Below are 11826 nucleotides of genomic sequence, written 5' to 3'. Positions count from 1 at the left end.
GGCCCGCCTCGCCGTCGAGCAGGCCGGTGGCGATGGCCGCGGCGATGGCATCCTGGCCGGGGGCCGGTTGCAGGCTGCCGTCCTTGAGCGCCTGCTGCAGGCGCTTGCGTGCATCGCGGCTGGCGTCGATCAGCTGCAGCGCGTGTTGCAGGGCACCGACCGCATCCTGCTCGGCTTGCGGCCGGTAGCAGCCGGCAAGCAGCGCCTCCAGCGCCGGATCGCCGGCCGGACGGCCGAGAATCGCCGCCACTTCGGCGTCCAGCGCGTCGCTCGGGCCGCGGTGACGGCGGCCGAGGGGGAACACCAGGATCTTGAGCAGGCAGCCGAAGGCGCGATTGGGGAAGTTGGCCAGCAGCTCGGTCAGGGCCCGTTCGGCGTGGAACAGGTTTTCCTCCATGGCCCAGCGCACCAGCGGCTGCACGGCTTGCGGGTAGTCCAGGTCGTGGTAGCGCTTGAGCGCCGCCGAGCCCAGGTAGAGGTGGCTGAGCGCATCGCCCAAACGCGCGGACAGGCGTTCGCGGCGCTTCAGCTCGCCGCCCAGCAGCATCATGCTGCTGTCGGCGCACAGGGCGAAGGCCGCGGCCAGGCGGCCGAGGGCGCGGAAGTAGGCTTGGCTGAGGTTGTCGCCGGGGGCCTGGCCGAAGCGTCCCAGGCTCAGGCCGAGCAGCAGGCTGCTGGCGGCGTTGCCGACGGCGAAGCCGATATGGCGCAGCAGCAGGGCATCGAACTCGGCCAGCGCCTGGTCCTTGTCGTCGCGCCCGGCCAGGGCCATTTCCTTGAGCACATAGGGATGGCAGCGGATGGCGCCCTGGCCGAAGATCATCAGGTTGCGCGAGAGGATGTTGGCGCCTTCCACGGTGATGGAGATCGGCGCGCCTTGCCAGGCGCGGCCCAGGTAGTTGCTCGGGCCCATGATGATGCCCTTGCCGCCGTGCAGGTCCATGGCGTGGCTGACGCACTCGCGGCCGCGTTCGGTGAGGTGATACTTGAGGATGGCCGACAGCACCGAGGGCTTCTCGCCGAGGTCGACGGCACTGGCGGTGAGGATGCGCGCGCTGTCCATCAGCCAGGTGTTGCCGCCGATGCGCGCCAGGGCCTCCTGAATGCCTTCGAAGGCGGCCAGCGGCACGCCGAACTGTTCGCGGATCTGGCTGTACTGGCCGCTGACCAGGCTGGCGAGCTTGGCCGCACCGGTGCCGCCGGCGGGCAGGGAAATGGAACGGCCGACCGACAGGCAGTTCATCAGCATCATCCAGCCCTTGCCCAGGTACTCCTGGCCGCCGATCAGGTAGTCGAGCGGGATGAACACGTCCTTGCCGCTGTTCGGCCCGTTCATGAAGGCGGCGCCCAGCGGCAGGTGGCGACGGCCGATCTCCACCCCGGGAGTGTCAGTAGGCACCAGCGCCAGGCTGATGCCGAGGTCTTCCTGCTCGCCCAGCAGGTGCTCGGGGTCATAGGCCTTGAAGGCCAGGCCGAGCAGGGTGGCCACCGGCGCCAGGGTGATGTAGCGCTTTTCCCAGTTCAGGCGCAGGCCGATGACTTCCTCGCCGTGCCACTGGCCCTTGCAGACGATGCCGGTGTCCGGCATGGCGCCGGCGTCGGAGCCGGCCAGCGGGCCGGTGAGGGCGAAGCAGGGAATGTCCTCGCCGCTGGCCAGGCGCGGCAGATGGTGCTGGCGCTGCGCATCGGTGCCGTAGTGCAGCAGCAGTTCGGCCGGGCCCAGGGAGTTGGGCACCATCACGGTGGAGGCCAGGTCGCCGCAGCGGGTCGCCAGTTTCATCGCCACCTGCGAGTGGGCGTAGGCGGAGAAACCCTTGCCGCCGTATTGCTTGGGAATGATCAGGGCGAAGAAGCCGTGCTGCTTGATGTGCTGCCAGGCCTTTTCCGGCAGGTCCAGCTGCTGGCCGACCTGCCAGTCGTTGACCAGGGCGCAGAGCTCTTCGGTGGGGCCGTCGATAAAGGCCTGTTCCTCGTCCGTCAGCTGCGCCTTGGGGTAGGCCAGCAGCTTGTCCCAGTCGGGGTGGCCGCTGAACAGTTCGCCGTCCCACCACACGGTGCCGGCCTCGATGGCGTCACGCTCGGTATCCGACATCGGCGGCAGCACGCGCTGGAACCAGGCGAACAGCGGGCCGCTGAACAGCTGGCGGCGCAGATCGACCAGCAGCACGAAGGCCGCCACGGCACCGGTGAGCGCCCACAGCAGCAGTTGCAACCAGCCCGGCACCGGGCTCAGCAGCGCCATGGCCAGCAGGTAGGCGGCGGTGATGCCCAGCGCGGGCAGGGCGGCACTGCGGCTGTGGGCCAGGTAGGCCACGCCGAGCAGCAGGACCAGTAACCAGATAACGAGCATGTGTGTTCCTCCATGAGTGACAGCGGACGACGCCACGAGCTTAGTCGCGAATTGGCGGCAAGGCGGGGCAGCTTGGCCGGATCGCCGTTTTTATGGCGCGATCGGCGCGCTTAGACTGGGGCAAACCCTTGGGAGCACGACCCATGCAGACCTATCTGCAACCCGGCCGCTTCATTGACAGTGACCACCCTGCGCTAATCGAGTTCGCCGAGCGCTGGCGCGGCGCCGGGCGCGATCCGCGCGACCAGGCCGTGGCGCTGTACCGCGCGGTGCGCGACCTGATCCGCTACAACCCCTATGTGTTCAGCCGCGAGCCGCAGACGCTGAAGGCCAGCCACGCGCTGCTCGCCGGCGAGTCCTACTGCGTACCCAAGGCCAACCTGCTGGCGGCCTGCGCGCGGCATTGCGGTATCCCGGCGCGCATCGGCCTGGCCGACGTGCGCAATCACCTGTCGACGCCGCGCCTGCTGCAGTTGCTGCGCAGCGAGGTGTTCGCCATGCACGGCTACACCGAGCTGTTTCTCGACGGGCGCTGGGTCAAGGCCACGCCGGCCTTCAACGAGGCGCTATGCCGGGTGTTCAAGGTGGCGCCGCTGGAGTTCGACGGTGTCCACGACAGCGTCTTCCATCCCTATAACGACAAGGGCGAGCGCTATATGGAGTACCTGGTCGATCACGGCCAGTTCGCCGACTTGCCCGAGCAGCTGTTCTTCGACCACCTGCAGCGCTGCTATCCGCATCTGTTCGCCGCCGACGCGGCATTCATGAGCGGCGACATGCAGGCCGAGGCGGCTGCTATCGACTGAATCGATAGTCAAGATCGCCAGGGCGGGCTTTTCTCCGCGCGTCGGCCTGGGTAGGGTGCAGGTCGGCATGCGCCGATGGCCGCAACAACCGGTTGCAAATCGTCGCCCCTACCCCCATCTATGCTGACTCCACCCTAGCGCGGGAAACCCCATTTTCATGAGCTCCGCCCTGACCATCCGCCAGTTGACCAAGACCTATGGCAACGGCTTCCAGGCTCTGCACGGCATCGACCTGGACGTCGCCGAAGGCGACTTCTTCGCCTTGCTCGGCCCCAACGGCGCCGGCAAGTCCACCACCATCGGCATCCTCTCCACCCTGGTGAACAAGAGCGGCGGCACGGTCGAGGTGTTCGGCCACGACCTCGACCGCGAGCCGTCGGCGCTCAAGCGCTGCCTGGGCGTGGTGCCGCAGGAATTCAACTTCAACCAGTTCGAGAAGGTGTTCGACATCGTCGTCACCCAGGCCGGCTACTACGGCATTCCGCGCAGCATCGCCAAGGCACGCGCCGAGCAGTACCTGACCCAGCTGGGGCTGTGGGACAAGCGCAACGTCGCCTCGCGCGAGCTGTCCGGTGGCATGAAGCGCCGCCTGATGATCGCCCGCGCGCTGGTGCACCAGCCGCGCCTGCTGATCCTCGACGAGCCCACCGCCGGGGTGGACATCGAGCTGCGCCGCTCGATGTGGAGCTTTCTCACCGAGCTGAACCAGCAGGGCATCACCATCATCCTCACCACCCACTACCTGGAGGAGGCCGAGCAGCTGTGCCGCCACATCGGCATCATCGACCACGGCCGCATCGTCGAACACAGCAGCATGAAGGACCTGCTGAAGAAGCTGCACGTCGAGACCTTCCTGCTCGACCTCAAGGACACTCACCTGGTGGCGCCGCAGCTGCAGGGCTACCCGGCGCGGCTGCTCGACGACCACACCCTGGAGGTGCAGGTGGAGAAGAGCCAGGGTCTCAATGCGCTGTTCCAGCAGCTGGCGCAGCAGCAGGTGGAGGTGCTCAGCCTGCGCAACAAGACCAATCGCCTGGAGGAGCTGTTCGTCTCCCTGGTGGAAAAGAACCTGGCCAAGGTGGCGCCATGAATACCCAGTACCTCAACAGCGAATTCGCCGCCAACCTGGTGGCCCTGCGCACCATCGTCCACCGCGAGGTGCGCCGTTTCCTGCGCATCTGGCCGCAGACCCTGCTGCCGCCGGCGATCACCATGGTTCTGTACTTCGTCATCTTCGGCAACCTGATCGGCCGGCAGATCGGCGACATGGGCGGCTTCAGCTACATGGAGTACATAGTGCCGGGGCTGATCATGATGTCGGTGATCACCAACAGCTACGGCAACGTGGTGTCGAGCTTCTTCGGCAGCAAGTTCCAGCGCAACGTCGAGGAGCTGCTGGTGTCGCCGGTGTCGCCGCACACCATCCTCGTCGGCTTCGTCGTCGGCGGCGTGCTGCGCGGCCTGGCGGTGGGCTTCATCGTCACCCTGCTGTCGCTGTTCTTCACCCACCTGCAGGTGCACCACCTGGGCGTGACGGTGCTGGTGGTGCTGCTGACCGCGACCATCTTCTCCCTGGGCGGCTTCGTCAACGCGGTGTTCGCGCGCAACTTCGACGACATCTCGATCATCCCCACCTTCGTCCTCACGCCTTTGACCTACCTGGGCGGGGTGTTCTATTCGATCACCCTGTTGCCGCCGTTCTGGCAGGCGGTGTCGATGGGCAACCCGATCCTGCATATGGTCAACGCCTTCCGCTACGGCATCCTCGGCGTGTCGGACATCCGCATCGGCGTGGCCATCGGCTTCATGCTGCTGGCCACCGCGGTGCTGTACACCCTGTGCATTCGCCTGTTGGTCAGCGGCCGCGGTATGCGTCAGTAAGGATTTCGCCAGAAGCGCTGGGCCGCGCCTGGCGAGGCCTCAGGCCGCCCAGGGATGGCAGGCCACAAAAACATAGGGAAATATCTTGCCCCGCTGTCATTGAGGGAGCAGAAGGTTAGACTCGGCTTATACATACAAGAGGGGTTGTATATGGCCGTGCTGCTGCGTTCCCTGCCACTGCTGTTGTCGGCGCTGCTGGCCGGTCAGGTGCTAGCCGCTGATGGACCGGTGGTGGAAGTGGTGCCGGTCAAGCAGATGGCGGTGCGCGACGAGCTGATCACCTTCGGCTCGCTGCGCTCCGACGAGTCGGTGATGATCCGCCCGGAAATCGAAGGGCGTCTGGCCAGCCTGCATTTTCGCGAGGGCCAGGCGGTGACCGCCGGCGACCTGCTGGTCAGCCTCGACGATGCCATCGCCCGCGCCGAACTGGCCCAGGCGCGCGCCAACCTCGACCTCGCCGAGAAGAACCACCAGCGCGCGCAGATGCTGTTCCAGCGCGGCGCCAGCAATGCCCAGGCCCTCGACGAGGCGCAGAGCCAGTTGCAGGCCGCCCGCGCCAGCCAGGCGCTGGCCCAGGCGCGGCTCGACAAGACCCAGATCAAGGCGCCCTACGACGGCGTGCTCGGCCTGCGCCAGGCCAGCGTCGGCGACTACCTCAGCGCCGGGCAGAACATCGTCAACCTGGAAGTGCTCGACCCGCTGAAGGTCGACTTCCGCATCCCGCAGAAGGCCGTGGCCCAGGTACGCCTGGGGCAGACGGTGGAAATCAGCCTGGACACCTATCCGGGCGAGCGCTTCCAGGGCGAGATCTTCGCCATCAACCCGCGTCTGGACGAAGTCGGCCGCAGCCAGGCGATCCGCGCCCATATCGGCAACGACGACCGCCGTCTGCGCCCCGGCCAGTTCGTCCGCGTCTCGGTGATCCTCGCCGAGCGCCCCGAGGCGCTGGTGATTCCGGAGGAGGCGGTGATGCCGGTGGGCGAGCAGCTGCTGGTCAACCTGGTGGTGGACGGCAGCGTCGAGCAGCGCGAAGTGCGCCTGGGCAAGCGTTTCGACGGCCTGGTGGAGGTGCGCGAAGGCCTCGAAGGCGACGAGACGGTGATCAGCGCCGGCTGGCAGAAGGTGCGCCCGGGCCTGGCGGTGCGCAGCAAGAGCGGGGAGCGCTAGCGGTGATCCTCTCCGATATCTGCATCCGCCGGCCGGTGTTCGCCACCGTGCTGTCGCTGATCGTGGTGCTGCTCGGGCTGATGGCCTACGACCGCCTCAGCGTGCGCGAATACCCCAATATCGACGTACCCATCGTCACGGTGAACGTGATCTACCCCGGCGCCAGCCCGGAGATCATGGAGTCGCAGGTGGCGCAGCCGATCGAGGACGTGCTGTCCGGCATCGAGGGGCTGGATTTCGTCAGCTCCATCAGCCGCTCGGAAAATACCCAGATCACCGCCCAGTTCCGCCTCGGCAGCAATGCCGACGAGGCGGCCAACGACGTACGCGACCGTCTCGGCCGGGTGCGCGGTCTGCTGCCCGACGAGATCGACGAGCCCATAGTGCAGAAGGTCGAGGCCGACGCCCAGCCGGTGATCTGGATTGCCACCTACAGCGACCGCTACAACGCCATGGAGATCACCGACGTGCTGGAGCGGGTGATCAAGGATCGCCTGCAGACCATCCCCGGCGTGTCCGAGGTGCAGATTCGCGGCGCACGCACCTTCGCCATGCGCATCTGGCTCGACCCGGAGAAGCTCGCCGCGCACAACCTCACGGTGCAGGACGTGGAAGACGCCCTGCGCCGGCAGAACGTGGAGATTCCCGCCGGGCGCATCGAATCGCGCGAGCGCGAGTTCACCGTGCTGTCGGAAACCGACCTGAGCACGCCCGAGCAGTTCAACGAGCTGATTCTCGACGATTCGCAGGGCTACCTGCTGCGCCTGGCCGACGTCGGCCATGCCGAAATCGGCGCGCGCGACGAGCGCAGCGTGGTGCGCTTCAACGGTCGCCCGGCGGTGTCCATGGGTATGATCAAGCAGGCCACGGCCAACCCGCTGGACATCTCCGCCGGCCTCGAGGCGGCCCTGCCGGAGATCCGCGCGCTGCTGCCCGAGGGCATGCACATGACGGTGGCCAACGACAACTCGCTGTTCATCCGCGAGTCCATCGACAACGTCTTCATCACCATCTGGGAAGCGGTGGGGCTGGTCATCCTGATCATCTTTATCTTCCTCCGCTCGCTGCGCGCCACCATCATCCCGCTGGTGACCATCCCGGTGTCGCTGATCGGCGCCTTCGCCCTGATGAGCCTGATGGGCTTTTCCATCAACACCCTGACCCTGCTGGCCATGGTGCTGGCCATCGGTCTGGTGGTGGACGACGCCATCGTCATGCTGGAGAACATCCACCGCCATATCGAGGCGGGGATGACACCCATGCAGGCGGCGTTCAAGGGCAGTCGCGAGATCGCCTTCGCGGTGATCGCCATGACCCTGACCCTGGCCGCGGTGTTCGCCCCGATCGGCTTCATGCAGGGCACCACGGGGAAACTCTTCACCGAGTTCGCCTGGACCCTGGCCGGCGCGGTGCTGGTGTCCGGTTTCGTCGCCCTGACCCTGACGCCGATGATGTGCGCGGTGCTGCTCAAGCCGCACCAGGCCGGCGAGCGCCACAGCCGGCTGTACAACCTGATCGAGAACTTCCTCAACGCTGTCACCTACAGCTACAAGCACAGCCTCGATAGCGCCCTGCGTACCTGGCCGCTGGTGCTCGGCGTGCTGCTGCTGGCCTTCGTGGTCTGCGCCTGGCTGTTCAACGGGCTGCGTTCGGAGCTGGCGCCGACCGAGGACACCGGCACCATAGTCGGGGTGTTCAACGGCCCGGACGGTGCCACCATCGACTACACCGCGCGCTACGCGCGGGAGGTGGAGGCCGCCTACGCGAGCATCGCGGAAACCAACCGCTACATGGTCATCGCCGGCTTCCCCACGGTGGCCCAGGGCATTTCCTTCATGAAGCTGGAGGACTGGGCCGAGCGCAGCCGCAGCCAGTTCGAGATCCGCAACGAGCTGCTGCCCAAGCTGCAGGATATCGCCGGCATGCGCGTGTTCCCGGTCAACCGCCCGCCGCTGGGGCAGAGCGCGCGCAACCAGCCGATCAACCTGGTGATCCGCTCGTCGATGGAGTACGCCGAGCTGCAGGGCTACGTCGAGCAGCTGCTCGAGCGGGTGCGCGACTATCCGGGGCTGGAGAGCCTGGACAGCGACCTCAAGCTCAACACGCCGCAGCTCAAGGTGGCGGTCAATCGCGAGCAGGCGGTGGCGGTGGGCACCGATGTGGCGCTGATCGGCCGCAGCCTGGAAAGCCTGTTCGGCAGCCGCCAGGTGACCCGCTTCAAGCAGAGCGGCGAGCAGTACGACGTGCTGGTGCAGTTGCAGGACATCGACCGCAGCAACCCGCAGGACCTGGATCGGGTCTACGTGCGCGACCGCGAGGGCGGCATGGTGCAGCTGTCCAACCTGATCTCGGTGCGCGAGACCGTGGCGCCGCGCGAACTCAACCACTTCAACCAGCTGCGCGCGGTGACGGTCAGCGCCAACGTCGGCAGCGGCTATACCCTGGGCGAGGCGCTGGACCATCTGGAGGCCGCCGCGCGCGAGGTGTTCCCGCCGGACACCCAGTACGACTACACCGGCACCTCGCGCGACTTCAAGGAATCCAGCGCCGGCATCGCGCTGATCTTCGCCCTGGCCCTGGCCTTCATCTTCCTGGTGCTGGCGGCACAGTTCGAGAGCTTCAGCGACCCCCTGATCATCCTGTTCAGCGTGCCGCTGTCGATGGCCGGCGCCTTGCTCGCCCTGACCCTGTTCGGCGGCACCCTGAACATCTACTCGCAGATCGGCCTGGTGACCCTGATCGGCCTGATCACCAAGCACGGCATCCTCATCGTCGAGTTCGCCAATCACCTGCTGCGCGAGGGCAAGGAGCTGCGCGCCGCGGTGATCGAGGCGTCGGTGCAGCGCCTGCGGCCGATCCTGATGACCACCGGGGCCATGGTCCTCGGTTCGCTGCCGCTGGCCATCGCCACCGGCGCCGGCGCCGAGAGTCGCCAGCAGATCGGCCTGGTGATAGTCGGTGGGCTGCTGGTGGGCACCTTCTTCACCCTCTACGTGATTCCCACCCTGTACCTGCTGCTGCGCCGCTGGGCGCCGCTGCGGATGATCGACGAGGAGCCGGCCGTTTCGTAGCCCGGATGCCATCCACGAGCGACCAGCGGGGCAGGAAGCGTCCCCGGATTGCCTCCGGGCCATCAGGTGTTAGGACCTGCTGACGCCGCGGATCAGCGGCGCAGGTAGGCGGCGAAGTCGATGTCGCCGGCGGAGAGAATGGCCTGCACCCGGTTGTGCACGCCCAGCTTGCGCAGGATCGCCGAGACATGGGCTTTGACCGTGGTTTCGGCGATATCCAGGCTGTAGGCGATCTGCTTGTTCGACTCGCCCTTGGTCATGCGTTCGAGCACCAGCAGTTGCTTGCGCGTCAGCGCCTGCAGCAGCTCCGGCGGGATGCTGTGGTGGTCGGTGTGGTGGCGGTGGCCGCCGCTCTTCTGCGAGCGGATGATGTCCGGCGGCAGGTAGACGTTGCCGTCAAGGATCTGCGCGATGGCCTCGGTCATCTGCGCCCGCGGCGAGGACTTGGTGATGAAGCCCACCGCGCCGTAGGTGATGGCCTGCAGCACGATCTGCTTGTCCTGCTCGGCGGAGACGATCACCACCGGGATGGTCGGCGCCTCGTTGCGCAGGTTCATCAGCCCGCCCAGACCGTGCATGCCGGGCATGTTCAGGTCGAGCAGGATCAGGTCGAGATCGTCGTGCGCCTGGGTCAGTTCCAGGGCGCTGTCCAGGTCGGCGGTTTCCATGATCTCGCTGCCGGGGAAGCCGTCGGCGATGACGTTGTGGATGGCCTCGCGAAACAGCGGGTGGTCGTCGGCAATCAGAATCTTGTACATGGCCTTTCACCTCGTTGTTGTGATTATGGTGCGGCGTTGGGGATGAAGAAAGCGCCTGGCAGTTCGGCTGGCTGGGCGGGCACCAGGGGCAGGCCGGCCTGCTCCCAGGCGTCGATGCCGTCACGGTACCAGTACAGCTGGCGGTAGCCCAGGCGGTAGGCGCGGCGCGTGGCGTTCCAGCTCAGCCAGCAATCGGAGCGGCAGTAGAACACCAGCGGCCAGTCCGGGTCGCCCTGGCTGGCGTTGCGCAGGTGCAGCTCGAAGTAGCGTTGCCAGCGCGGCTCGAGCCGGCCGTCGCCGGTGTTGGCCAGCCACAGGCTGCCGGGCAAGTTGGCGTGGGCCTCGTCCTCGACGAAGCGACCGTTCAACCAGGTGCGGCGGTAGACATCGATCAGGCGGGTGTGCGGCTGTTCGCGCAGCAGGCGCTGCAGGGCCGGGGTGTCGAGGGTGCGCGCGCCGTCGAGGGCGGCCGGGGTGGGGCTGCGGTATTGCGTCTGGCGATAGCCGTCGGCGGCGAACAGGGCGACTTCGGCCAGCGTTACGGGCGCTAGCAGGCTGGTGCCGAGGAGCAGCCCCGCGTGCAGGGCAAGGCAGTGTTTCATGACCGTGGGCCTCTGTTCTTTTTATGCAGGTATTAGAGGCCCGGACTGCTGCGTTGGAAATTCTACGATGGAGAGCAAAAGCAGTACCAAAGTAGTAGAAGTCGTAATGGCCAGCGGCCAGAAAGTGGCTCAACCGGCCTTGCGCAGCGCCGCGTGCTGCGGGTTGAAGCTGGCCACGGCAAGCAGCGTCAGCAGCAGGGTCAGGCCGCTGCAGATCAGCAGCGCCTCGAGGTGCAGGTGCAGGTACAGGGCGTTGCGCACCAGCTCCACGGCGTGGGTGAAGGGGTTGAGCGCACACAGCCAGTACAGCCACTCGCTGGATTCGCGCATCTTCCACAGCGGGTAGAGCGCGGACGAGAGGAAGAACAGCGGGAAGATGACGAAATTCATCACCCCGGCGAAATTCTCCAGCTGACGGATGCCGTTGGACAGCAGCAGGCCCAGGGCACTGAGCAGCAGCGCCACCAGCAGCAGCGCCGGCAGGGCGGCGAGCAGGCCCCAGGCCGGCGGCTGCACGCCATAGACCCAGGCGATGGCGAGAAAGGCATAGACCTGCAGCAGCGAGATCAGCGCGGTGGCCAGCAGCTTGGCGGCGAGCAGGAAGGCGCGCGGCAGCGGGCTGGTGAGCAGCACGCGCATGCTGCCCATCTCGCGGTCGTAGACCATCGCCAGCGAGCCCTGCATGCCGTTGAACAGCAGGATCATGCAGGCCAGGCCGGGCACTATGTAGGTGTCGTAGGTGATGTAGGTGTCGTAGGGCTCGATGATGGCGATGCCCAGCGCCGCCCGGAAACCGGCGGCGAATACCAACAGCCACAGCAGCGGGCGCACCAGGGCGCTGAGAAAGCGCGAGCGCTGCAGGACGAAGCGCAGCCATTCGCGCAGGACGATGCCGCGCAGGCAGTACCAGTAGGCGCTCATGCTTGTGGTTCCTCGGCGAGATGTTCGCGGCTGAAGCCGCACCTTAGGGACTGAGCGTCCAGGTTCGGCCGAATCGCCTCGCGCACATAGCCACGGCCGAGGGCCTCGTCGCCGGTCAGGCGGGCGAAGCTGGTGGCCAGGTCGCCGAACTCGGCGGCCTTGCCGCGGGCCACGCGCTCGCCGCGATGCAGGATCAGCAGCTCGTCGGCGGGCTCAATCTCGTCCAGCAGGTGGGTGGTCCACAGCACGCTCAGGCCCTGCTCGCGGCAC

Annotated in this window: 9 protein-coding genes and 1 pseudogene; 5 read left to right on the top strand and 5 right to left on the bottom strand. The window is 66.9% G+C overall.

What is annotated here, in order from left to right:
- A partial coding sequence (locus tag N878_RS02440) for an acyl-CoA dehydrogenase (RefSeq protein WP_021442095.1) occupies positions 1-2350 on the bottom strand: 2350 nt, incomplete at its 3' end.
- A 143-nt stretch (positions 2351-2493) separates the two neighbouring features.
- On the opposite strand from N878_RS02440, the gene N878_RS02435 reads away from it, so the two are divergent.
- The 5 genes from N878_RS02435 (at position 2494) to N878_RS02415 (ending at position 9275) form a co-directional block, all read left to right on the top strand.
- Entirely contained in the window at positions 2494-3156 is a 663-nt protein-coding gene (locus N878_RS02435; protein WP_021442094.1) for a transglutaminase family protein, read from the top strand.
- Between the two features lie 157 nt (positions 3157-3313).
- Positions 3314-4246, top strand: coding sequence for an ABC transporter ATP-binding protein (locus N878_RS02430; RefSeq protein ID WP_021442093.1), 933 nt, complete (start codon positions 3314-3316; stop codon positions 4244-4246).
- Entirely contained in the window at positions 4243-5037 is a 795-nt protein-coding gene (locus N878_RS02425; RefSeq protein ID WP_021442092.1) for an ABC transporter permease, read from the top strand. Before N878_RS02430 ends, N878_RS02425 begins: the two co-directional genes overlap by 4 nt.
- 150 nt (positions 5038-5187) lie before the next feature.
- Entirely contained in the window at positions 5188-6204 is a 1017-nt protein-coding gene (locus N878_RS02420) for an efflux RND transporter periplasmic adaptor subunit (RefSeq protein WP_021442091.1), read from the top strand.
- Between the two features lie 2 nt (positions 6205-6206).
- Positions 6207-9275, top strand: a complete 3069-nt coding sequence (locus N878_RS02415; RefSeq protein WP_021442090.1) for an efflux RND transporter permease subunit — start codon at positions 6207-6209, stop codon at positions 9273-9275.
- Between the two features lie 92 nt (positions 9276-9367).
- Here the strand turns inward: N878_RS02415 and N878_RS02410 are convergent, their stop codons facing one another.
- From N878_RS02410 to N878_RS28825, 4 genes and pseudogenes are all read right to left on the bottom strand, one after another.
- The gene (locus N878_RS02410) at positions 9368-10033 is read right to left on the bottom strand and encodes a response regulator transcription factor (RefSeq protein ID WP_021442089.1); all 666 of its coding nucleotides are present in this window, start codon (positions 10031-10033) and stop codon (positions 9368-9370) included.
- A gap of 23 nt (positions 10034-10056) precedes the next feature.
- Positions 10057-10635, bottom strand: coding sequence for a PQQ-dependent catabolism-associated CXXCW motif protein (locus N878_RS02405; protein WP_021442088.1), 579 nt, complete (start codon positions 10633-10635; stop codon positions 10057-10059).
- A 129-nt stretch (positions 10636-10764) separates the two neighbouring features.
- Entirely contained in the window at positions 10765-11556 is a 792-nt protein-coding gene (locus N878_RS02400; protein ID WP_021442087.1) for an ABC transporter permease, read from the bottom strand.
- Positions 11553-11826 (bottom strand): annotated as a pseudogene (locus N878_RS28825) (ABC transporter ATP-binding protein); the annotation flags it as partial. The pseudogene N878_RS28825 and the gene N878_RS02400, both read right to left, overlap by 4 nt.

This window comes from Pseudomonas sp. EGD-AK9, from assembly GCF_000465935.2.
Lineage (GTDB): Bacteria > Pseudomonadota > Gammaproteobacteria > Pseudomonadales > Pseudomonadaceae > Aquipseudomonas.
This window is presented reverse-complemented; position numbering and strand designations above follow the sequence as displayed.